The sequence below is a fragment of the Bradyrhizobium sp. CCBAU 51745 genome, from assembly GCF_028128715.1.
Lineage (GTDB): Bacteria > Pseudomonadota > Alphaproteobacteria > Rhizobiales > Xanthobacteraceae > Bradyrhizobium > Bradyrhizobium manausense.
The window spans coordinates 902,164-924,165 of the sequence record NZ_LBJP01000093.1 but is presented as its reverse complement, the minus strand read 5'-3'; the positions used below and the strand labels follow the sequence as shown (position 1 = coordinate 924,165).

General features: G+C 64.3%; 21 protein-coding genes. 5 read left to right on the top strand and 16 right to left on the bottom strand.

The window, feature by feature from the left end; genetic code table 11:
• Positions 1-2: 2 nt before the first annotated feature.
• The gene (locus XH98_RS40540; protein WP_271621906.1) at positions 3-1,547 is read right to left on the bottom strand and encodes an ABC transporter substrate-binding protein; all 1,545 of its coding nucleotides are present in this window, start codon (positions 1,545-1,547) and stop codon (positions 3-5) included.
• Positions 1,548-1,677: 130 nt separating this feature from the next.
• On the bottom strand, positions 1,678-2,874 hold the full coding sequence (locus XH98_RS40535) for a CaiB/BaiF CoA transferase family protein (protein WP_271601783.1): 1,197 nt from the start codon (positions 2,872-2,874) through the stop codon (positions 1,678-1,680).
• A 204-nt stretch (positions 2,875-3,078) separates the two neighbouring features.
• Between XH98_RS40535 and glgA the strand changes: the two genes are divergently transcribed.
• A complete protein-coding gene (gene glgA, locus XH98_RS40530; protein WP_271601782.1) occupies positions 3,079-4,494 on the top strand; it encodes a glycogen synthase GlgA in 1,416 nt (471 codons plus the stop codon).
• A 138-nt stretch (positions 4,495-4,632) separates the two neighbouring features.
• Here the strand turns inward: glgA and XH98_RS40525 are convergent, their stop codons facing one another.
• From XH98_RS40525 to XH98_RS40470, 12 genes are all read right to left on the bottom strand, one after another.
• Complete coding sequence (locus tag XH98_RS40525) at positions 4,633-5,583, bottom strand: oxygenase MpaB family protein (protein WP_271621905.1); 951 nt, start codon at positions 5,581-5,583, stop codon at positions 4,633-4,635.
• A gap of 72 nt (positions 5,584-5,655) precedes the next feature.
• A complete protein-coding gene (locus tag XH98_RS40520; RefSeq protein ID WP_271621904.1) occupies positions 5,656-6,798 on the bottom strand; it encodes a patatin-like phospholipase family protein in 1,143 nt (380 codons plus the stop codon).
• Between the two features lie 129 nt (positions 6,799-6,927).
• Positions 6,928-7,098, bottom strand: coding sequence for a cbb3-type cytochrome oxidase assembly protein CcoS (gene ccoS, locus XH98_RS40515; RefSeq protein WP_271621903.1), 171 nt, complete (start codon positions 7,096-7,098; stop codon positions 6,928-6,930).
• Positions 7,098-9,287: a cation-translocating P-type ATPase gene (locus tag XH98_RS40510; RefSeq protein WP_271621902.1), complete on the bottom strand. Its 2,190-nt coding sequence runs from the start codon at positions 9,285-9,287 to the stop codon at positions 7,098-7,100. Before XH98_RS40510 ends, ccoS begins: the two co-directional genes overlap by 1 nt.
• 10 nt (positions 9,288-9,297) lie before the next feature.
• Positions 9,298-9,783 carry a FixH family protein gene (locus XH98_RS40505; RefSeq protein ID WP_271621901.1) on the bottom strand — a complete coding sequence of 162 codons (486 nt, stop codon included), beginning with the start codon at positions 9,781-9,783 and terminating at the stop codon, positions 9,298-9,300.
• A 15-nt stretch (positions 9,784-9,798) separates the two neighbouring features.
• Positions 9,799-11,265, bottom strand: a complete 1,467-nt coding sequence (gene ccoG, locus XH98_RS40500; RefSeq protein WP_271621900.1) for a cytochrome c oxidase accessory protein CcoG — start codon at positions 11,263-11,265, stop codon at positions 9,799-9,801.
• A 121-nt stretch (positions 11,266-11,386) separates the two neighbouring features.
• The gene (gene ccoP, locus XH98_RS40495) at positions 11,387-12,262 is read right to left on the bottom strand and encodes a cytochrome-c oxidase, cbb3-type subunit III (RefSeq protein WP_271601776.1); all 876 of its coding nucleotides are present in this window, start codon (positions 12,260-12,262) and stop codon (positions 11,387-11,389) included.
• Positions 12,263-12,268: 6 nt separating this feature from the next.
• On the bottom strand, positions 12,269-12,433 hold the full coding sequence (locus XH98_RS40490; protein WP_057753387.1) for a CcoQ/FixQ family Cbb3-type cytochrome c oxidase assembly chaperone: 165 nt from the start codon (positions 12,431-12,433) through the stop codon (positions 12,269-12,271).
• 13 nt (positions 12,434-12,446) lie between these two features.
• Positions 12,447-13,181, bottom strand: a complete 735-nt coding sequence (ccoO, locus tag XH98_RS40485; RefSeq protein WP_271601775.1) for a cytochrome-c oxidase, cbb3-type subunit II — start codon at positions 13,179-13,181, stop codon at positions 12,447-12,449.
• A 10-nt stretch (positions 13,182-13,191) separates the two neighbouring features.
• On the bottom strand, positions 13,192-14,841 hold the full coding sequence (gene ccoN, locus XH98_RS40480) for a cytochrome-c oxidase, cbb3-type subunit I (RefSeq protein ID WP_271601774.1): 1,650 nt from the start codon (positions 14,839-14,841) through the stop codon (positions 13,192-13,194).
• A 216-nt stretch (positions 14,842-15,057) separates the two neighbouring features.
• Complete coding sequence (locus XH98_RS40475; protein ID WP_271601773.1) at positions 15,058-15,483, bottom strand: CBS domain-containing protein; 426 nt, start codon at positions 15,481-15,483, stop codon at positions 15,058-15,060.
• 37 nt (positions 15,484-15,520) lie between these two features.
• A complete protein-coding gene (locus XH98_RS40470) occupies positions 15,521-16,351 on the bottom strand; it encodes a universal stress protein (RefSeq protein WP_271601772.1) in 831 nt (276 codons plus the stop codon).
• A 187-nt stretch (positions 16,352-16,538) separates the two neighbouring features.
• Here XH98_RS40470 and fixL point away from each other — a divergent pair, with 187 nt between their 5' ends.
• The 4 genes from fixL to XH98_RS40450 all read left to right on the top strand — a co-directional run bounded on the left by fixL (position 16,539) and on the right by XH98_RS40450 (position 20,078).
• Entirely contained in the window at positions 16,539-18,056 is a 1,518-nt protein-coding gene (gene fixL / locus XH98_RS40465) for a sensor protein FixL (protein ID WP_271621899.1), read from the top strand.
• Between the two features lie 3 nt (positions 18,057-18,059).
• On the top strand, positions 18,060-18,677 hold the full coding sequence (gene fixJ, locus XH98_RS40460; protein ID WP_271601770.1) for a response regulator FixJ: 618 nt from the start codon (positions 18,060-18,062) through the stop codon (positions 18,675-18,677).
• A 58-nt stretch (positions 18,678-18,735) separates the two neighbouring features.
• Entirely contained in the window at positions 18,736-19,158 is a 423-nt protein-coding gene (locus tag XH98_RS40455) for a response regulator (RefSeq protein ID WP_057753397.1), read from the top strand.
• A gap of 221 nt (positions 19,159-19,379) precedes the next feature.
• Positions 19,380-20,078, top strand: coding sequence for a helix-turn-helix domain-containing protein (locus XH98_RS40450; protein ID WP_271601769.1), 699 nt, complete (start codon positions 19,380-19,382; stop codon positions 20,076-20,078).
• A 41-nt stretch (positions 20,079-20,119) separates the two neighbouring features.
• Here the strand turns inward: XH98_RS40450 and XH98_RS40445 are convergent, their stop codons facing one another.
• Positions 20,120-21,430 (bottom strand): MFS transporter, encoded by a 1,311-nt coding sequence (locus XH98_RS40445; RefSeq protein WP_271601768.1) that lies wholly within the window; start codon positions 21,428-21,430, stop codon positions 20,120-20,122.
• 23 nt (positions 21,431-21,453) lie between these two features.
• Entirely contained in the window at positions 21,454-21,987 is a 534-nt protein-coding gene (locus XH98_RS40440; protein ID WP_271621898.1) for a PRC-barrel domain-containing protein, read from the bottom strand.
• Positions 21,988-22,002: the final 15 nt, after the last annotated feature.

The following is a 22,002-nucleotide window of genomic DNA, read 5'->3' as shown; positions in this document are numbered from 1 at the left end:
GGCTATTCCTTCCAGACGCGGGACACGTCGATCATCCCGCTGTACATCTTGGGCAGCCCTTTGATGTTGGCGCTCGACACCGCGTAATAGGTGTTCTGGAAGGTCCAGAACCAGATCGCTTCCTTGTTGATCACACGCGTGGCCGCACAATAATCCTCGATGCGCTTGTCGATCTCGGCAGTCACACGCGCGTGCTCGAGCAGCTTGTCCAGCTCCGGATTCGAATAATTTGCCAGTGCGACCGGACTGCCGGTGTGAAAGTTGGCGAACATCTGCGGATCGGGATCGGCGAGGTCGACGATGCGCCATGGGAGAAGCTGGAATTGCCGCATGAAGCCGCGCGGCGGAATGGTCGCCTGGTCGACCTGGTCGAGCTCCATGCTGGCGCCGACATTCTTCCAGAATTGCTGCAACACCTGTCCGATGATGCGGCCGCGCGGAGTGGCCGTGACCACCATCTTGAATTCGACCGGCTTGCCATACTCCTGGATCAGGGCCTTGGCCTTTGCGACGTCAAGCGGCAACGCGCCGTCATCCTTGCACTTGACCCACGAGCCGTCGCCGTACGGATTTGTCGCGGGCTTGGCGAGCCCGTTCGTGACCGCCTGTGACATCTTCTTGCGGTCGATCGCCATCACCAGCGCCTGCCGCACCCGGACGTCATCGAAGGGCGGTGCCTTCGTATTGAATGCGTAGACCTGAGCGCCCGAGCCCGTATAGCTGTGCACGGTCAGCTTCGGATTCTTCTGAGCCTTCTGAAGATTGTCGGGATCGTATTCGTCATCCCAGATGAGATCGGCTTCGCCCGACTGCAGGCTTGCAAAGCGCGATTGCGCGTCGGGCAGCGGCTTCAGGATGATGCGATCGAGAAAAATCTTGTCCTTGTCCCAATAATCGGGATTCCGCTCCAGCACCATGCGATCGCCGGCGGTCCATGACTTCAGGATGTAGGGCCCGGTGCCGACGGGATTGCGGTTGTAGTCGTCGCCCCTGGTCTTCCAGGCGGTCGGCGAATGCACGGCGGCGTTCTGGTGCGGATAGGACACCAGCGTCGGATAATTCACGGAAGGATCGTTCAGATTGTAAACGACCGTCAGCTCGTCGGGCGCCTGAACGTTGTTGACTGCAGCGATGTAGAATGCGCACCGGCACTTGTTGGCGGGATCCTTCTGCCGGTCGAAATTGGCCTTGTAAGCCTCGGCGTTGAACGGCGTGCCATCGTGGAACTTGACGCCGGGGCGCAGCTTGAACGTCCAGGTCTTGAAGTCGTCTGAATGGGTCCAGGACAGCGCAAGCCTGGGCTGTGGTTCGCCTTTGTCGTCGAGATAGGTCAGCGTGTCGAAGATGGCGGCGGCCGGGGTGAGCGCGGCCGCATCGTAGACGCCGACCTTGAGCGGATCGAAGCCGGGAACGTCGAGCTCCAGCCCCACGGTAATGCTGCCACCGGCCTTCTGCGCCTGCGCGGGCTCAACCAATGGAAGGAACGCAAATGCCGTAGCAAGGAAAATCGGCGCGCGCTTGCGCGCCGCGGCAGCGATGTTCGTCATGGTTCCTCCCGGGATCCCTCGTCCGATGTTTCGGATCGTTGAATGACTCGGGCGAGATTGGCGAGAAATGCTCGCCACGGCAAGAGGAACGGAAGGGGGTTCGATGCCGCTTGTATGCGGCGTGACGTGCTCAGCCGATCGCTTCTGTTTTGCCTGACGGAATTGGCGCATCATCGGCGAGGCCAATCTCCCCGCGCAGCTCGCGCGTGTGCTCTCCGAGCGCAGCGATGGTCTTGCCCGGCCTCGTATCGGCGCCCGTCATCCGGAACGGCAGATTGATGACCCTAAACGAGCCGCCGCCATCCTCCACGGATGAAAGCGCCTGCCGGTGCGCCAGTTGCGGATCATCAAGGGCTTCCTTGATGGTGCGATAGGCCGAGGCCGGCACGCCGGCCGCGCCTAGGGCGACAAGGCAGGCGTCAGTCGACAGCTGCCGCGACCAGGCCTCGACGCCGTCCATCATGTCGGCCCAGTGCTCGCGCCGTGGGGCGTAAGACGAAAAGCGCGGATCGGAGATCCATTCGGGGCGACCGATCACACCCATCAAGGCCTGAAAGGTCTTCTCGCTCGCGACAGTGATCATGACATAGCCGTTGGCGGTCTCAGTCGGGCCGAACATCGGCCGCGGCGGCGGCTTGACCGCAAATTGCGAGCTCTGCAATTCGATCACCGTCAGCGTGAGCATCGACTCCAGCATGGAGACGTCGATGTGCTGGCCGAGCCCTGTCACGGTGCGCTGATAGAGCGCGGAGGCGATCGCACCAAAACCATAGGTGCCGGTGACGACATCGGCATGGTAGATGCCGCAATAGTCCGGCCTGTTGCGGCCGGGCTGGTAGGCAAGATGCGCCATGTCGTAGCCGGAGGCCGCATGGATCACCGGTGCGTAGGCCGGCAGCTCGGCCGACGGACCGGTCTGGCCGTAGCCCGAGATCGAGCAGTAGATCAGCCTGGGATTGACCGGGCGGAGGCTGTCGTAGTCGAGCCGCAGCCGGCGCATCACGCCCGGGCGAAAATTCTCGACCAGGATGTCCGCGGTCGCGACCAGACGCCGCACCGCCTCCCGACCGTCCTCGGACTTGAGGTCGAGCACCACGCTCTTCTTGCCGACATTGAGCTGACCGAACACGGTGCTGAAGCCCTTGCGCAGCGGCGGCCGCGTCCGCATCGTCTCGCCCTCGTCGGTCTCGATCTTGATGACCTCGGCGCCCATGTCGGCCAGCATCCGCGCGCAATGGGGTCCGGCGATCGTGGTCGAAAAATCCAGCACCCTGAGGCCGGCGAAGGCCTTTGTCGTCGTCGCTTCGTGCTTATCTGCTAATTGCATCCGTGCCGCGCCCTCGCCGAGTCCCTAAGTCCATTTGGAACTATCGTTGTTCTCTCTTGTTGGTGCGCCGACCCTAGATGGCGGCGGCCGAGTAGGAAAGTCTTTACCGAGCCGGTGCGTCTCACGGGGGGGCCGAGAATATCGAGAGGCAACTGGACCCGATCTTGCATAGCAGCAATCGGGATCGGAAGAGGGCAGCCGTTCTTGAGGGTCTTATTCGTTACGACAGAGATGGACGACTTCGTCCGCGTCGGCGGACTTGGTGCCGTTTCCGCGGCCCTCCCAAGAGCGCTCCGCCCCTTCGCCGATATCCGGATCATGCTGCCCGGCTATCGCGACATCATCGAGCAACTCACGCATATTCAGGTCGTTGGACGCTGCCCGGCATTTGCGGAGATGCCGGCCTGCTCGCTTGGACGGGCCGCGACCAAGGACGGAATGCCGGTTTATGTGCTGCTGTGCTCGCAACTCTACGATCGTCCCGGCAACCCATACGGTGACGAGTCCGGGCGCGACTGGCCCGACAACGACATCCGCTTCGCGCGCTTTGCTTCGGCTGCCGCTGAGCTTGCCATGGGCAAGCTGGACAAGAATTGGGCAGCAGACCTGATCCATGCCAATGACTGGCAGGCCGCGCTCGTACCGGCCTACCTCGCCTGGCAAGGCGCCAAGCTGCCGTCGATCCTGACCATCCACAACCTCGCCTATCAGGGTCTGTTTCCAAAGGAGTCGCTGCGGCGAATCGGCATCCCCGAAAGCTCCTTCCACATCGACGGCGTCGAGTTCTACGACCAGCTCTCCTTCCTCAAGGCAGGCCTGGTCTACGCCTCGCACCTCACCACCGTCAGCGGCACCTATGCGCGCGAGATCACCACGGAGGAATTCGGCTGCGGCCTCGAAGGCCTGCTGCGCGTCCGCTCCGACGCGTCCGAGCTCACCGGCATCCTCAACGGCATCGACGAGAGCTGGGACCCGCGCTCCTGCGCCCAGCTCGCCCAACAATTCGGCGCCGGCGACTGGGTCGGCAAGAAAGCCAATGCGGACTACGTGCGCAAGCAGTTTGGCCTCGCGGTCTCGCGCGGACCGATGTTCGGCATCGTCGCGCGCCTCGTGCACCAGAAGGGCATCGACCTCGTGCTGTCGGCCGCCGACGAGATCATCGATGCCGGCGGACAGATCGTGGTCACCGGCTCCGGTGAGCCCGCGCTGGAGCAGGCGCTGATCAACGCGCATCGCCGCCGCCCCGATGCCATCGGCGTTGCCATCGGCTTCAACGAGGCGCAGGCCAGGCGCATCTTCGCCGGCAGCGATTTCACCCTGATGCCGTCACGGTTCGAGCCGTGCGGTCTCAGCCAGATGTACGCCCAGCGCTTCGGCTCGCTGCCGATCGGCCACCAGACCGGCGGCCTTGCCGAGACCATCACCGACGGCGAGACCGGCTTCCTGTTCTCGCGCCCCTCGCACGAATCCTTCCTCGGCGGCGTCCGCCGCGCCTTCGAGGCGTTCATGGCCCAGGACCAGCTCGACACCATGCGCCGCAGCGCCATGGGCCGGTCGTTCTCGTGGAGCATCTCGGCGGGAAGCTACACCAAGCTGTACAGGAAGCTGGCGGTAGCGTGAGGCTGGGGGCGTCTCCTCATTCTCCGTCATTGCGAGCGGAGCGAAGCAATCCAGACTGTCTCCGCGGAAGCGGTCTGGATTGCTTCGTCGCAAGAGCTCCTCGCAATGACGGCGCGCGTGTGGCACGAGCGGGCGCTTTCACCCCTTCCCGCGCACATCCATCTGCGGCCGGCCGATCCAAAGCCTGTTGAGACCACGTGTCAGCCAGTCGGGCTGCGGCTCGCCGCGCAGGCGCGCCTGCGCTTCGTGGTAAGGGCTGGCATAGCGCAGCCTGTCGGGCAGTTTCGGATAGATGCGCCGGATCCATCGCAGCGCTGTGTCGGCAGAGCTTGCGTCCCGCTCGTCAATCGCAAGCCCGAAGCCGGCGCGGAGCCGCTCCGGCAGCATCTTTGCGGTGAGCGCCCGATACCAGCGCGGCGGCCGCAACCAGGGCCGCGCGCCACCAAGGATCTGCGCGGCGATCTCGCGCGCGGCCGGACTGACGGTCAACGTCTCCGATTGCATCATCTTCGCCGTATAAGCCGCAAAGCCAGCCCAGTCCGCCGGCAGATCATCATCAGTCAGTCCGAACAGCGCGCCATAGGTCCGGCTCTCGGCCCAGTAGCGCTCGCGCTCCTCGACCATAAGCGGAGGCAGGATCAGGTCATGCGCCATCAGCGCCGACCCGACCAGCGTCGCATGAACCCAGCGCAGCGACGCGATGTCGTTGGCGCAGTAGCGCGACCCGGCCGCGAACGGGCCGACGGTCTCGGGCATCTCGCCGACGATCATGGTGTGGCGCCGGTGCAGTTGCCGGGCCGACAGCAGCGCCCGGTCGAGCGAGCCGAACACCATGGCAAAGACGACGTCGAAGGTGCGGTGAAAGCGGCCGACCGGATCGACAAGGGTCGTCGAGTGCTCGGCAATGGCGGCCGCCACCCAGGGATGGGCGAGCTGAAGCAGCAGCGCGCGGCCGGCACCGAGAAAGACGGCGGCTTCGCGGTCGATCCGCCAGGTCATCGAGTCCGGGCCGAATACGCCGGCGACCGGTCCTGCGGCTGCAGCCCGCACCTTGTCGAGAGCAGTTTCCAGATCGTCTTCCGAGACCACCTTTGCGACACCTTCCGATTGCGCAAGCGATGACGATCCACAAGGCCTGTGGCAATTCGATGAAGCGAACCGCTACTCCGCCGCCAGCGGCATCTCGTCGATATGGTCGTGCAGCACGACACCCGACAACGGATCGAACTCGCCGATCCACGGCGTACGCGCCAACACCGACCTTGTATGCGCATAGCCGGCGTCCCAACGCTGCTTAATGCCGGACGGGCTGAAGTCGATGTCCTTGGTATGGGTCTCGCGCGCGAGCTGCGGCGCCAGCAGCCGCACGACATGCATGCGCGTCGAGCAGCCGTAGGCGATCAACTCCCTCACCGCGGGATCATCGCGCTCGCCCTCGGGCAATCGCGCCGCAAGCTGGTTGATGACGTGGCGCAAGCGATGGGCCTGTTGCTGGCGCTCGATCTGGCTCGTGATCCGGCTGGAATATTGCACATCCTTGTGCCGGGTCAGGACCTCTCTCATCGTCGTCGGTTCGGCGCCGACGGGATTCCACAGATGCACGGAGAAGATCAGCGAATCCCGGCGCGGATTGTCGTCGAACACGGCTTCCGTCGGCGAGTTCGAAAGAATGCCGCCGTCCCAATAAAGCTCGCCGTCAATACGCACCGCCGGGAAGGCCGGCGGCAGCGCGCCCGAGGCCATCACGTGCTTCACGGTCAGCTCACAGTCGCGCGTGTCGAAATAGCGCATCTGGCTGCTGCCGACATGGGCAGCACCAACCGTGAGGCGCGGCGCGCCGCAATTGGCGCGGCCGAAATCGACGAGCTCGGCCAGCGTGCGCTCCAGCGGCGCTGTCGAATAATAGCCGGCGCGATCGGCGCCGAGCGGAAAGCACTCGCCGGCATGCGCCAGCGGATTGGGCTGGAAGAAGCCGGCAATGCCGTGGGCAACTGTCGACCAATAGGCAAGCGCGTCATCGAAGCCGGGAACGCCCGACGGTAGAGGCCAGGCCGGCTTCTGCTCCATCCGCTTCCAGAATTCCTTCAGGCGCGCGAGCCTGACTTCCGGCGCATTGCCGGCGATCAGGCTGGCATTGATGGCACCGATCGAGGTGCCGATCACCCAGTCCGGCTCGATGCCCGCCTCATGCAGGGCCTGGTAGACACCCGCCTGATAGGCGCCGAGCGCGCCGCCGCCTTGCAGCACCAGCACGATCTGTCCCGGCAGGCCGCTCGGCCTGCACATCCCGGCATTTCCCTGCATGCCCGCCGCACTCCTGCTCCGGAAGAGCCTTACGCAAAATTCTCCGTCATTGTTACGCCCGACGACCATCGGCCGTCCAGCAACCATCGTCCGGGAGGGAGTGCAGAAGCCTGGGGAACCAAGGATACGTTAACGCTTTGCCGGCGCCTCTTGGGGCGGCGGCTCGTCATCCGCAATCGCCCGCCAGGCAGCGCCGTCAAGATCGTCAAACTGGCCGCTGCGGAGCGACCAGAGGAAGGCGGCAAGGCCCGCACCTCCAAGCATCAGCGCCAGGGGCACCAGGATGACCAGGATCTCCATCACACGATCTCCCGCGAGGCGCTGCGGGCCCGCAGCGAGTTCAGCATGACCAGGATCGAGGATCCGCTCATGGCGGCCGCGGCAATCAAGGGCGTCACCACGCCGCTGATCGCGACCGGCACGGCCAGCACATTATAGCCGATCGCAAGCCAGAGGTTTTGCCGCATCAGATGCAGCGCCTTGCGCGCGGAATCGATCGCCGCGACGACCGGGGCCAGCGGCCGGCCGAGGAAGACGAGATCGGCAGTGGCCTGGCTCAGATGTGCCGCCGAAATCGGCGACATCGAGACATGGGCTGCCGCCAGCGACGGTGCATCGTTCATGCCGTCGCCAACCATCAGGACCTTGCTGCCGCGCCGCTTCAGCTCCTCGATCCGCGCGATCTTGTCGGCGGGCGTGACGCCGGCGCGCCATTCGGCGATGCTGAGCGCGTGGGCTGCCGCAATCACCGCGGGCTCGCGGTCGCCGGAGAGGATCTCGACGCCGATGTTGCGATCCTTCAGCGCGGCGATCACGGCCTGCGCATCCGGCCGCAGGCCTTGCCGCACCGAGAGGATGAATTTCTCAGCGCCCTTGCTGAAAGCCACGATAGACGCTTCAGGATCCAGCGTGGCGCGACCGACCAGCGCCTCGGCGCCGCAGAAGGAGGGACGGCCAAGGCGGAGCTCGACACCGTCCACCACAGCACGGACGCCCTGCCCGGCTTCCTCGACCGCGCCCACGATCGGGGACTTTGCATCCGCAGCCTGCGCAACCGCGGCAGCGACCGGGTGATGGCTCGACAGCGCGAGCCGGCCAGCGAGCGCAAAACTGTCGGGGGGAATGTCAGCCGCATTGGTCACATCGAGATCCGGCAGCGTCAGCGTGCCTGTTTTGTCGAAGATGACGTGATCCGCCTCGGCAAGACGCTCGATGGCGTCGCCGGAATTGAGCAGCACACCGGCCTTGAACATCGCGCCCGAGGCCACCGTCTGCACGGTCGGAATCGCAAGCCCGAGCGCACAGGGACAGGTGATGATCAGCACCGCAACGCCTGTCACGATCGCATCATGCCAGCTCGTCCCCGCGATCACCCAGCCCAGAATGGTGATCAGCGCGGTGGCATGCACCACCGGCGCATAGAGGCGCGAGGCACGGTCGGCGAGCCGCATGTAACGCGAGCGCGCGGCGAGCGCGTTGTCGAGCAAGCGGGTGATCTCGGCGAGCAGCGTCGCTTCCGACGCAGCCGAAACCCGCACCCGCAAGCTGCCGGAGATGTTCATGGAGCCGGCATAGACAGGCGTGCCGCGCTCGGCCGTGACATAGAGCGTCTCGCCGGTGATCAGGCTCTGGTCGATCTCGGAGCGTCCCTCGATCACGGTGCCGTCGACGGCGCAGCGCTCGCCGGGCCGCAAGAGCACGATGTCACCGGGATGGATCGCCGCAACCGGCACCTGCGAGATCTCGTCGGGCCCGACGAATTTTGCCGCCGTCTCCGCCTTGAGCGCGGCGAGATTGCCGGCGACCGCGCGGGTCCGGCGCCGCATGTTCTGGTCGAGGAAGCGGCCGACCAGAAGGAAGGTCAGCAGCATGATCGCCGCGTCGAAATAGGCGTGCTCGGCGTGATTGACGGTCTCGACCACGGACATTCCGAGCGCGAGGCACACGCCGATCGAGATCGGCACGTCCATATTGGTGGTCTTGTTCGACAGCGCCCGCCATGCCGAGCGGAAGAACGGCTGGCCGGCATAGGCCGCCGCCGGCAGCGCGATCAGCGCCGACAGCCAGTGAAAGAAGTCGCGCTGCTCGGGCAGCATGTCCGAGACGTTGCCCGACCACACCGGGATCGACAGCATCATCACGTTCATGGTGGCAAAGGCGGCAACGCCGAGGCAACGCAGCAGGAAACGCGATTCCGCCACTTCAGTCGCTTCCGCGCTCTCGGTCTCGTAAGGATAGGCCTTGTAGCCGAGCTCCTCGAGCCGGTCGATGAAACGGGCGGGATCGAGCGTGCCCTCCTTCCATTCCAGCGCGACGCGCCGGTCGGTAAGGTTCACCCGCGCCAGCGTGACGTCCGGGATCGCAGACAGGCCGCGCTCGATCTTGGCCATGCAGCCGGCGCAGTGAACGCCCTCGACCGCGAGGTCGATGTGCTGGAGGCCCGCGCCTGCGCTGCGGACGTAGTGGGAGAAATCGCGTGTCACCTGCATGGTGCGGCCTTCAGTTCAAGATGACGCGGTTGCGCGACAGGAACACGCGCTCACCCTTCGCGTCGCCCTCGATGACGAGATCCCACTGGCCGGGCGCGACGGAGGCGGCATTGCCACGATAGATGCCGATGCCGGCCTCCGCGAGTCCGACCGCGAGATCCGCGCGCTTGTCGGTCGGTCGTTCCAGGCGGCCTGCGAATTTCAATCCGGTCAACGGCTGGCCGCTTGCGTCACGCGCCTCGACCTGAAGCACGGCGTTGCCGTCGGCGCGCCGCTCGATATGGGCGTTGACCTGCCATTTGCGTGAGGCCTGGTCCTGCGCCGCCGAGATCTCGCGGTCGTAGGCGAGACCCGCGGCATAGGGGCTGTCGACATCTGTGCCGGGCAGCGTCGCAATCGCGAGCTTCATCATGGTGACGTTGACACCGATCACGACGCCGAAGAAGGCGACGAGGATCAGCAAGACCTTTGTTCCGGTCAGCGGCTTGGTTGCCATTGCAGTCTCCTGGTCTTACGGCGCGACGAAATTGTCTGTGGTGGATGCAGCCTCGCCGAGCCCGATATCGGTGACGTGGAAGCGAACCGGAATCGACTTCTCCGGATTGCCCTCGGCCGGCGCAGTGACGAGCAGGCGCAGCTCGCTGGTGGAGTCGCGGGGTATCACGATCATCGGGCGGTCCGGCGTCACGGAATCAGCACCGACGACATGGATCGTCGAATTGACCGGGCCATCGATATCGATCGCGATCACGCGATCATGTCCGCTCTTGTTCAAGAGCCGGGCGGTGTAGGCATTGCGAATCGAGCCGTCGCTGAGCCTGACCGCAACCGGGTTGCGGTCATGCAGCACGTTGATGTCGAGCAGGGTGCGGGTCGCCAGCACGTAGATCATGATGCCGCCGACCGCCGCGATGATCGCGCTGTAAACCATGGTGCGCGGACGGACGATGCGGTAGATCGGCGCCTTGCCCTCCTGGCGGCGGTGGATGTTGATGTCGTTGTCATAGGCGATCAGGCGAGTTGGCCGGCCGATCTTGGTCATGACATTGTCGCAGGCGTCGATGCAGAGCCCGCACTGGATGCAGCCCATCTGCGCGCCGTCGCGGATGTCGATGCCGGTCGGACAGACCGCGACGCATTGATAGCAGTCGATGCAGTCACCGACATGCTCGCCGAGCGCGCGCAGCTCGGCGGCCTTCTTCACGGAGGTGCGCTTCTCGCCGCGGTCGTAGCGATAGGTGACGTTGAGTGCCCATTCGTCGGTGAGCGCGGCCTGGATGCGCGGCCACGGGCACATATAGGTGCAGACCTGCTCGCGCATGTAGCCGGCGAGCACGAAGGTGGTCGCGGTGAGGATGCCGATCCAGATATAGGCGATGGCTGGCGCCTGGAAGGTCAACAGCTGCTTCACAAGCGTCGGGGCGTCGTTGAAATAGAGCACCCAGGCGCCGCCGGTCCACCAGGCGATCATCAGCCAGATGAAATTCTTCAGCGCTATCTCCGAGACACGCCGGATCGTCAACGCGCCGACCGATTTGTCCTTCATCATGCGTTCACGGCGGTCGCCCTCGACGAAGCGCTCGACCGCGTAGAACAGGTCGGTCCACACCGTCTGCGGGCAGAGATAGCCGCACCAGATGCGGCCGCCCACCGAGTTCATCAGGAACAGCGCGACCGCGGCGACGATCAGAAGGCCGGTGAAATAATAGACCTCCTGCGGCCACAGCTCGATGAAGAAGAAATAGAAGCGGCTGTTGGGAAGATCGATCAGCACGGCCTGGCTCGGGGCGCCGAGACCGCGGTTCCAACGGACGAAGGGCAGGAAGTAATAGACGCCGAGGCAGAACGCCATCAGGCCCCATTTGATCCGGCGGAAGGTGCCGTGGACGCTTTGGGGATAGACCTTCTTGCGGGCTGCGTAGAGCGGCCCGTAGTCATCATCTGATGTGAGGTCTTTCGGGTTCACGGCCTTGTTCATCGCTCAAGTCGCCTCGGAAGGTGCGATTAAACCTAGACCCGACGTCGCTGGGTCCGTTGATCCAGCGCAAACGGGGGCGATTTTGTTCGCCCCCGCCTGCCGCCGATCGTCAGTTTTCAGGCTATTTTCCACCGCCCAGCGAGTGGACATAGACCGCCATCGCCTTGATGGTGGCCGGATCGAGCCGCCCTTCCCAGGCTGGCATGACGCCGGCGCGGCCATTCGTGATGGTCTCGATCAGGGTCGCCTCGTCGGAGCCGTAGAGCCAGATCTTGTCGGTCAGGTTTGGCGCACCGAGCTCCTGGTTGCCCTTGCCGCCGTCACCGTGGCAGGCGACGCAATTGTCGGCAAAAATCTTCCCGCCCTTGGCAGCGTCGTAGCCGTTCCGGGTCGGAAGGCCCGCGAGCGAGCGGACATAATTGGCCACCGTGACGATCTCGTCCGGCTTCAGCACGCCGTCCTTGCCGAAGGCGAGCATCTGGCCCTCATGGGTCTTGGCGTGACCGGAGCGTGCGCCGAACTGGATGGTCTGCATGATCTGGTCGAGCGTGCCGCCCCACAGCCAGTCGTCGTCGTTCAGGTTCGGAAAGCCCTTGGCGCCGGCCGCGCCCGAGCCGTGGCACGGCGCGCAATTGTCGCCGAACACGGTCTTGCCCTTGGCGCGGGCGAGCGCCAGCAGGGCCGGATCCTTCTCGATGTCGGCAAGCGAGGCCGCGCCCAGCGCCACCATCTTGTCGCCCCTGATCTTGTCGAGGTTGGCGAGCTCGACCGCGACGTCGGCGCGCGATGAATAGCCGAGCACACCGCGCGTGTTGCCGGAGATCAACGGCCAGGCCGGATAGACGATCCAGTAGCCGATCGCCCAGACGATGGTGAGATAGAACGTAATCACCCACCAGCGCGGCAGCGGCGTGTTGAGCTCCTTGATGCCATCCCACTCATGTCCGGTCGTGGACCTGCCGGTGACGGAATCGAATTCCCCTTGATGCTCACTCATGATCTCTCACTCCTCCCGCAGCGGCAGGCGGGCTGCTTCGTCGAAGGCCGCCTTGTTGCGGGGCCAGAATGCGTAGGCGACGATCGCGAGAAAGATCGCGACGAAGACCGGCGTCCAGATCGTTGTCACGAGGCTGGATGCGAGATTGTCGAATGTCAGGATGGCTTTCATCGGTGATGCCTTCTCAGCGAAGATTGGCTTTCTCGTTGTAGAGCTTGAAGTCGACCAGCGTGCCGAGCATCTGCAAATAGGCGATCAGCGCGTCCATCTCGGTCGGCGTTCCGGTCTTGCCGTCGAAATTGCGCACGACGGCCTTGGCGTAGCGCTTGGTGAAGGCATCGGCGCCGGCATTGTCAGGATCGGCCTGCGCCTTCATGTCCGCGGCCGCGTTGGCGATCTGGTCGTCGCTATAGGGAACGCCGACGGTCCGCAGCGTGCGCATATGATCGGCGATGGTCGACGGATCGACCTCCGTCGAGCTGAGGAACGGATAGCCGGGCATCACCGACTGCGGCACGATCGCGCGCGGATTGGTCAGATGGGTGACGTGCCAATCGTCGGAATATTTGGCGCCGACGCGGGCAAGGTCAGGACCGGTGCGCTTCGAGCCCCATTGGAACGGGTGGTCGAACATGCTCTCGGCGGCGAGCGAGAAGTGGCCGTAGCGCTCGACCTCGTCGCGCAGCGGGCGGATCATCTGCGAATGGCAGAGATAGCAGCCTTCGCGGACATAGACGTTGCGCCCGGCGAGCTCGAGCGGCGTGTAGGGCCTGACACCGTCGACCACCTCGATCGTGCTCTTGAGGTAGAACAGCGGCGTGATTTCAACGAGACCACCGATCGCGATCACCAGCAGGATGCCGACGATCAGGATGATCGAGTTCTTTTCGAAGACTTGATGGCGTGTCCAGAACGACATGGGAAGCTCCTCACTCCGCCGGCTGAAGAGCGACGGGCATCTGGACTTCCTGCTCGCCGACACGAACGGTCATCCAGAGGTTATAGGCCATGATCAGCGAGCCGATCAGGAACAGCGCGCCGCCGGCGGCACGGATGATGTAGAAGGGATGCATCGCCTCGACGGTCTCGATGAAGGAATATTCGAGGAAGCCGAGCGAGGTGTAGGCGCGCCACATCAGGCCCTGGAGGATGCCGGACACCCACATCGCCGAGATGTAGAGCACGATGCCGAGGGTTGCGATCCAGAAGTGCCAGTTGACGAGCTTCAAGCTGTAGAGACCCTTGCGATTCCACGCCCACGGCACCAGGCAGTACAGCGCGCCGAAGGAAACGAAGCCGACCCAGCCGAGCGCACCGGAATGCACGTGACCGATGGTCCAGTCGGTGTAGTGGCTGAGCGAGTTGACCACCTTGATCGACATCATCGGTCCCTCGAAAGTCGACATGCCGTAGAAGGCGACGGAGACCACCAGCATGCGCAGCACGGGGTCGGTCCGCAGCTTGTCCCAGGCGCCCGACAGCGTCATCAGGCCGTTGATCATGCCGCCCCAGGAGGGCATCCACAGCATGATCGAGAAGGTCATGCCGAGCGTCTGCGTCCAGTCCGGCAGCGCGGTGTAGTGCAGATGGTGCGGACCGGCCCAGATGTAGAGGAAGATCAGCGCCCAGAAATGGATGATCGAGAGCCGGTAGGAATAGATCGGCCGCTCCGCGCGCTTCGGAATGAAGTAGTACATGATGGCGAGGAAGCCGGCGGTGAGGAAGAAGCCCACCGCGTTATGGCCGTACCACCATTGGAACATCGCATCCTGGATGCCGCCCCAGGCGATGTAGGATTTTGAGCCGAGGATCGATACCGGCAGCGCGGGGTTGTTGCCGAGATGCAGAACCGCGATCGTCACGATGAAGGCGAGATAGAACCAGTTCGCGACGAAGATGTGCGGTTCCTTGCGCTTGATGATGGTGACGAGGAAGACCAGCAGATAAACCACCCAGACGATGGTCAGCCAGAGGTCGGAGTACCATTCCGGCTCCGCATATTCCTTGCCCTGCGTCACGCCGAGCAGATAGCCCGTGCCCGCGACCAGGATGAAGAAATTATAGCCGACGACGACGAACCAGGGCGCGAGATAACCCGCGAGCCGCGCACGGCAGCTCTTCTGCACCACGTAGAAGGAGGTTGCGAGCAGTACATTGCCGCCGAAAGCGAAGATCACGGCGGAGGTGTGCAGCGGCCGCAGCCGGCCGAATTGAATCCAGGGCAGATCGAAGTTCAGTGCGGGCCAGGCCAGCTGGGATGCGATGATCAGCCCGACCAGGAAGCCGGCGATGCCCCAGAACATTGCCATGAAGGAGGAGAACTTGATCGGGCCCATGTTGTAGTTGGGCCGGCCGTTGATCTCCTCGGCGGGCAAGCTCGCCGGGCGGTCGTAGTAATTGTTGACGATGAAGAACACCGCGGCAAGGCTGCCAGCTGCTCCGAGCGCAGCGTGGAAGGCGAAGGGCGCGTCAAGCGCCTTGGCCGAAGCGATCACACAGAGGAACGCGGTGACTGCGAACACGACAGCCAAGCCGCTTTCACCGATGGTCATTGATTTGGAGATGGAGGGCTGGGGCATCGCGGATTCTCTCTGAAAGAACACGCTGCCAGAAACCACATTCACCCTCGCGGGGAATTGATTGAAATCAAGACTTGCCGTTCAGTTCTTCGGATCTGGCGGTCATTTTCGCGACAGCCCGGTATTTTTGCGGCGGCGCGAGTTAAAGGCTCTCGGGGCCGCGCTTGGCGCGGACCCGTTGGCTCACAATGACGAGGTCCTGCTGTCCGGTTCCGGTCAGTCGCTCGCGGTCGCCTTCAGCGCCGCGATGACGTCCTCGCGCGCAACGATTCCGGCGAGCTTCTGGGCGCTGTCGAGCACGATGATGCTGCGGATGCGGTGCTCGACCATGATCTGGAGAACGCGCGTCAGCCGCGTGTCGGGACTGACATAGATGAACTCCGGCGTCATGACATCGCCGACCTTCCGGCCCATCAGGTCGTGATAGCGCGGCAGCATCTGGCTCGGCGTGAAGGCGAAGCACTTCAGGATGTCGAACTTGGTGACGATGCCGACGACCTGTCCGTCGTCCTCGACGGGGTAGGAATTGAAATCGTCCTGCTCGAACATCTCGCTGAGCGCGAGCAGATTGTGGTCACGCTGCACCGTCCTGACGTTGCGCGTCATGTAGCCGCCGGCGGTCTGCTCAAGGAATTTGTACACGGCTCGTCCTCATCGATTTGTCAGTACGGCCTCGCCTTCAATGCGACAGCAGCACGCAGCGCGCGGATTGCGTGACCAGATATTCCGTGACGCCGCCGAGAATAAGCTCGCTGAAGCGGGAATGGCCGTAGGCGCCGGCGACGATCAGGCCGGCTCCGACATCGCCGGCGACCCCCTCCAATCGCACGTCGGCCGTTTCGTTCCCCGCCTCCACCACGCGCGCCGTCGCCGTGACGCCGTGGCGGGCGAGCCAGGCGGCGACGTCGCTGACACGCTCGGCAACGACCGCATGGTCTCCGTCCGCCTCAGGAATCTCGACGATGGTGACGTCCTTCGCCTTGCGCAGCATGGGCAGCGCGTCAGCCACCGCCCGCCGCGCCTCGGGCGTGTCCTTCCAGGCCACGAGCACGCTGCGCAGATCGAGCCACTTGATCCCGTCGGGCACCACCAGCAGCGGCCGGCCGGCCTGCATCACCAGATCCTTGGGGCTTGCGAGCGCAAAGGAATCGGAGAAGGCGGGGCTCTGTCCGCCGCTGACGACGATGTCGGCACAGCGCGCCTGCGCTGCGACGAATCGTGCGGGGAAGTCCGTGGCGCTGCGCCATTCCACCCGTCCGCCGCGGGCCTTGGTCGCGGCGCGGAATTGCGTCTCCAGGCCGGCAAGGCGCCCCTTGATGGAGGTTTCTTCCTGATCGATCAACCGCTGAGCTGCGATGCCGTCCGTGAAATAAAGTGGCGGAGCGAACCGCGCCGCGGCGACCCCGACGATCGCCGCCTCGAATCGTTCGGCAAGCTCGCCGGCGACCTGAAGGCGCGCATCGTTGGGCTGGCCGAGCGCCAGGCTGACCATCACCGTCGCGTATGTCATCGGAAGCCTCCAGTGCAAATCTATTTGATGAAATGTACGCCCCGCCTGACTTCCGGAGATGAGATAGATCAAGCGCTCCGCCTCCACCCGCCGACCGGCGACGGAACTTGCCTCCGAGCCGGGCTTGGGCGACATTGCGGCAGCGGTAACCGCATCGGGGTCACCGCATCAGGATCAGGAGCATTGCTTGTCGCCGACCCGCGTAACGCACCCTCAAGATGACGGCCGGGGCGAACATTTCCGCGTCCGGATCGAGGGATTCGGCGTCGGCACCTGGGATCTCGACCTCAAGACCATGGAATGGGAATGGTCCGACGCGTCCAGGGCCCTGCTCGGCGTCCCGGCAGACCAGCCGGAGAGCTACGAGCTCTTCCTGTCGCATCTGGAGCCGAAGGATCGCGAGCGGGTCGAGAGTGCGATCCGGCGCGTCTCCGAGCGCGGCGGCGGCCTCGATGTGTCCTTCAGAGTCGCCGGGGCCATAGGCGGGGAAAAATGGATCAGGGCTCGCGCCGGCCTGATCCGTGATGAGGCCGGCGCCGCCCGTCATCTCAGCGGCATCTTCCTGGACATCGACGAGGAGAAGCACGTCGAGGAAGCGCTGCGCACGCGCGAGACCCACCTCCGCTCCATCCTCCACACCATTCCCGACGCCATGATCGTCATCGACGGTCGCGGCATCATCCAGCTGTTCTCGACGGCGGCCGAGCGCCTGTTCGGCTGGTCGGAGCAGGAGGCGATCGGCCAGAACGTCAGCATCCTGATGCCGGAGCCGGATCGCTCCCGCCATGACGGCTATATCGCGCGCTACCGCTCCACCCAGGATCCGCACATCATCGGCATCGGCCGCATCGTCACCGGCAAGCGCCGCGACGGCACCACCTTTCCGATGCACCTGTCGATCGGCGAGATGCAGTCGGGCGGCGAGCCCTATTTCACCGGCTTCGTCCGCGACCTCACCGAGCATCAGCAGACCCAGGCGCGGCTCCAGGAGTTGCAGTCCGAGCTCGTCCATGTTTCGCGCCTGAGCGCGATGGGCGAGATGGCGTCCGCGCTGGCTCACGAGCTGAATCAGCCTCTGGCCGCGATCAGCAACTACATGAAGGGATCGCGGCGACTGCTCGCCGGCAGCGCAGATCCGAATCTGGCGAAGATCGAAAGCGCACTGGATCGCGCCGCGGAGCAGGCTGTGCGTGCAGGCCAGATCATTCGGCGCCTTCGCGATTTCGTCGCACGCGGTGAGTCCGAAAAGCGGGTGGAAAGCCTCTCCAAGCTGATCGAGGAAGCCGGCGCGCTCGGGCTCGCCGGTGCGCGCGAACAGAACGTCCAGCTTCGGTTCAGTCTGGATCAGAATGCCGATCTCGTGCTCGCCGACCGGGTCCAGATCCAGCAGGTCCTGGTCAATCTGTTCCGCAACGCGCTGGAGGCGATGGCGCAGTCGCCGCGACGGGAGCTCGTCGTCACCAACGCCCGTGTCGGTGACGACATGATCGAGATCGAGGTTTCCGACACCGGCTCCGGCTTCCAGGACGACGTCGTTCCGAATCTGTTTCAGACCTTCTTCACCACCAAGGAAACCGGTATGGGGGTGGGACTGTCGATCAGCCGCTCGATCATCGAGGCTCATGGCGGGCGCATGTGGGCCGAGAGCAACGCATCGGGCGGCGCGACATTCCGCTTCACTCTGCCTGCAGCCGACGAGAGCTGAACCATGACGACCAACGGAATTGTCTACGTGATCGACGACGACGAAGCGATGCGCGATTCGCTGAATTTTCTGCTCGATTCATCGGGTTACAGCGTAACTCTGTTCGGTGACGCGCAACGCTTCCTCGATGCCCTCCCCGGCCTTGCGTTCGGTTGTGTCCTCTCCGACGTGCGCATGCCTGGCATCGACGGCATCGAGCTCTTGAAGCTGATGAAGGCGCAGCACTCGCCGTTTCCGATCCTGATCATGACCGGCCACGGCGACGTGCCGCTTGCGGTCGAGGCGATGAAGTTAGGGGCCGTCGACTTCCTGGAAAAGCCGTTCGAGGACGACCGCCTCGTCTCGATGATCGAATCGGCGATCCAGCACGCCGAGCCCGCCGCCAAGAACGAAGCCATATCCCAGGACATCGCCGCCCGCGTCGCATCCCTCAGTCCGCGCGAGCGCCAGGTCATGGAAGGACTGGTCGCCGGCCTGTCCAACAAGCTGATCGCCCGCGAATACGACATCAGCCCGCGCACCATCGAGGTGTACCGGGCCAATGTCATGACCAAGATGCAGGCGGGCAGCCTCTCGGAGCTGGTCCGGCTGGCAATGCGCGCCGGCTTGCTGAAGGATTGAGGCAAGGCGGCTTGAGGCAAGTCAAGGCGGTTGCCTCAGCCTGTGCTAGCCAATTCAAATGATCGAAATCGGCTCGCACCATGCGCGGCTCCCCATGGCGTCATCGGTAAAGCCCACCGTCTACGTGGTCGACGACGATGACGCCGTGCTCGGATCCCTGCGTTTTCTGCTGGAAACCGACGGCTTTGCCGTGCGGACGTTCAGGAACGCCACGGCGCTGCTCAACGCGACAAGCCCGTCCGGCGCGGACTGCTACGTGATCGACTACAAGATGCCCGACATCAACGGCATCGAGCTCGCCGGCCGCTTGCACCAGTCCGACCGCGACACGCCGGTGATCCTGATCACCGGCTATCCCGACAGCAATATCTCGGCTCGGGCAAAGGCAGCAGGCGTGAAAGACGTGATCTTGAAGCCGCTTCTCGACGAGAATCTGGTCAAAGGCATCCGTCACGCCATCCAGGCCCGCCGCCGGAATTGACCTACGGGACTCTACGTAGGTCCCCGTAGCCCGGATGGAGCGCAGCGCAATCCGGGAATCCGATTGCGGAGCTAAGCCCGGATTTCGCTGCGCTCCATCCGGGCTACGAACTCGGCGACCTACGGGGTTCTACGTAGGTAACCCTCCTTAAGATATCTCGCGAAATTTTCGAAGCACCCGATACCGCGTATCAAGGCGCCATCACAACGGAGATGGCGCAAATGCTGACGCAGACCCTCAACACCCAGGCGATCAACACCCAAATCGGTGGCAGGATTGCCCCTGTTCATCCCGTCTCCGACCAGTTCGGCGCCGTCACCGGTCATGTCGGCCTGGTCGCCACCGAGTTCTCCTACCGCAAGGACGAGGAGATTTACGGCGAGGACGAGCCTGCGGAATATGTCTACCAGGTCGTCTCCGGCGCGGTCCGCACCTACAAGCTCCTCTCGGACGGCCGCCGCCAGATCGGCGCGTTCCATCTTCCCGGCGACGTGTTCGGCCTCGAATCCGGCGCCAGCCACCGCCTCGCCGCCGAGGCCATTATCGACACCGATGTGCGCCTGGTGAAGCGTGTCAGCCTCGAAAAGGCCGCCGGCACCGACGTGCAGGTCGCCCGCAAGCTCTGGGCCATGACTGCCGGCGAGCTGCGCCACGCCGAAGACCACATGCTGCTTTTGGGCCGCAAGACCGCGATGGAGCGGGTTGCGACCTTCCTGCTCGAAATGGACCGCCGCCTTGCGGTTGCCGGCATGATGGCGCTCCCGATGTGCCGCCGCGACATCGGCGACTATCTCGGCCTCACGCTCGAGACCGTGTCACGCGCGCTGTCGCAGCTCCACGCCCAAGGCATTCTCGGTTTCTCCGGCGCCCGCCAGATCGTGCTGCGCAACCGCCAGCGCCTGCACAATCTCGACGCCTGATCTTTTCGTCCTCCCCTGCCCCTATGGCCGGCTGATCTCGTTCAGCCGGCCATTTCTTTTGCCGCAATGCCAGTGCGCCGGGTCTCCGGCATCACGAAGAGGATCAGCAAGAGCCCCAAGGCTGCAATGCTCGCCAGCCCCAAGAATGCAGTGGCATTGCCGAACATGTCGCTGACATAGCCGCCAAGCGCGGTGCTCAAGGACGCACCGAGTCCGGTCGCCGTGCCGACAATGCCCTGCGCGAGATTGAAGTGCCCGCTTCCGAACGCGACGTCGGCCACAACAAGCGGAATCATCACAGCGAACACCGCCGCGGTGATGCCGTCGAACACCTGCACCGCTACCAACAGATAGGGGTCGCGCACGGTCGCAAACAGAAGACCACGAATCGCCAGCGCGCCGAACCCGATCAGCAGCAGCGGACGCCGTCCCCACGCCTGCGCCTTGCGTCCGACGGTCGGCGACAGCAGCGCCACGATCGCCTGCGGCACGACGATGCAGAAGGCAACCAGCACCGTCGCCCACTGGCTCGACCGTGCCGTTACGGCGCTCGCCATCAGCGGCATCATGGAGGCATTGGCGAGTTGCAGCAACAATACGCTCAGCGCAAAGACGATCAGCGGCCGTTGCCGGATCAGATGCCAGATATTGGTATCGCCGGGCTCCGGCGCCTCGCGCGGCATCTCGCCGTGACAGCGCGCGATGTCGACCTCCTCCTCGCGGATGCGCGACAATGCGATCAGTGTCGGGATCGCGAGCAGGAATGTGACTAGGAACACCGAACGGCTCGAGAGAAGATAGCCGGCCGTGCCCATCACGGCGGCAGCGACGCCGTTGCCGAGCGAGGCAAAGCGCGCATTGCGGCCGAGCCGTTCGCCGATCTTGAGCGGGCCGACCAGGCCAAGGCTGATCGCCGCGATCGCCGGTCCCAGCACGCAGCTCGCCGCCGCATGCAGCGTCGCCGCCGTCACCACCACCGGGAAGATCGGCATCGCCGCATAGGCGAGCGCACAAAAGCCAATGGTGGCGATCGCGAGCGCCGCGACCAGTCGTTCTGATTTCGCAGCATCGATGATGGCGCCGCCCGGCATCTGGCCGATCAGCGCGACGATGCCGCCGATCGACAGCACGAAGCCGATCTCGACCTGTGTCCATTTCTGTGTCGTCAGATAGACCGCGATGAAAGGGCCGAAGCCGGTCTGCACGTCGGCGAGGAAGAAGATGAACCAGTCGAGACCACGCAGGCTTCGTTGCGACGGCGCGGGAATAGCCGCAAGGACGGGTGCGGCGACGTTGTCCTGTTCAACGCGTCCTTCGCGATTTGCATGATCCGGCTTCCTCGACAAGAGCACAGGTGGTCAGCCCTCCCCCGTCCTCACTGGATGGCCTGCAGCGGTTGAAGACTGCCGGACGCCCCGAGCACGACCATCGGCGTATCCTCCTTGTATTCCGGTGCAGCCGCGACCTGCGCTTTGGTCAATTCCAAGGTGATGCTGTCTTTCTTGTTGGCAATCTTGCCGAAGCGCAGTGCATTCCAGTCCACCACGATCTTGCGGCTGCCGACGCCGAGGAAGCCGCCGAAATCGATCACGGCGGCGCGGACATGTCCCTCGCGATCGACGACGACATCGACAATACGCCCCATGTCCTCATCCGCCGCGCTGCGCACGTCACGCCCGAGCACGCCATGGGCGTCGCTGGCGCCGATGATGGTCACCGATGGCGGCGGCACCGCATCCTTCGGGGTGACGGGCACGACCGAAGCCGGCGGCGCAGCCGTCGGCGGTGCGTTCGTCTCGGTCGGGGCTGCATTGGCAGACGCGGGCAATTCCTCCGCGGCACGCGCTAGGGCAACCGTCAATCCCGCGACGATCGCGACGCTCAGAACCAACCATCCGGCGGTACGCATGACACCCTCCTTGCC

Coding starts and splice junctions, on each gene's coding strand:
- XH98_RS40470 (WP_271601772.1), bottom strand. CDS start 16,351: ATGACATACGCGACGGTGATGGTCAGCCTGGCGCTCGGCCAGCCCAAC.
- XH98_RS40490 (WP_057753387.1), bottom strand. CDS start 12,433: ATGAAAGCCATCCTGACATTCGACAATCTCGCATCCAGCCTCGTGACA.
- XH98_RS40535 (WP_271601783.1), bottom strand. CDS start 2,874: ATGCAATTAGCAGATAAGCACGAAGCGACGACGACAAAGGCCTTCGCC.
- XH98_RS40455 (WP_057753397.1), top strand. CDS start 18,736: ATGATCGAAATCGGCTCGCACCATGCGCGGCTCCCCATGGCGTCATCG.
- XH98_RS40540 (WP_271621906.1), bottom strand. CDS start 1,547: ATGACGAACATCGCTGCCGCGGCGCGCAAGCGCGCGCCGATTTTCCTT.
- XH98_RS40505 (WP_271621901.1), bottom strand. CDS start 9,783: ATGGCAACCAAGCCGCTGACCGGAACAAAGGTCTTGCTGATCCTCGTC.
- ccoS (WP_271621903.1), bottom strand. CDS start 7,098: ATGGAGATCCTGGTCATCCTGGTGCCCCTGGCGCTGATGCTTGGAGGT.
- ccoO (WP_271601775.1), bottom strand. CDS start 13,181: ATGTCGTTCTGGACACGCCATCAAGTCTTCGAAAAGAACTCGATCATC.
- XH98_RS40440 (WP_271621898.1), bottom strand. CDS start 21,987: ATGCGTACCGCCGGATGGTTGGTTCTGAGCGTCGCGATCGTCGCGGGA.
- ccoN (WP_271601774.1), bottom strand. CDS start 14,841: ATGCCCCAGCCCTCCATCTCCAAATCAATGACCATCGGTGAAAGCGGC.
- XH98_RS40520 (WP_271621904.1), bottom strand. CDS start 6,798: ATGCAGGGAAATGCCGGGATGTGCAGGCCGAGCGGCCTGCCGGGACAG.
- fixJ (WP_271601770.1), top strand. CDS start 18,060: ATGACGACCAACGGAATTGTCTACGTGATCGACGACGACGAAGCGATG.
- XH98_RS40510 (WP_271621902.1), bottom strand. CDS start 9,287: ATGCAGGTGACACGCGATTTCTCCCACTACGTCCGCAGCGCAGGCGCG.
- XH98_RS40450 (WP_271601769.1), top strand. CDS start 19,380: ATGCTGACGCAGACCCTCAACACCCAGGCGATCAACACCCAAATCGGT.
- ccoP (WP_271601776.1), bottom strand. CDS start 12,262: ATGAGTGAGCATCAAGGGGAATTCGATTCCGTCACCGGCAGGTCCACG.
- ccoG (WP_271621900.1), bottom strand. CDS start 11,265: ATGAACAAGGCCGTGAACCCGAAAGACCTCACATCAGATGATGACTAC.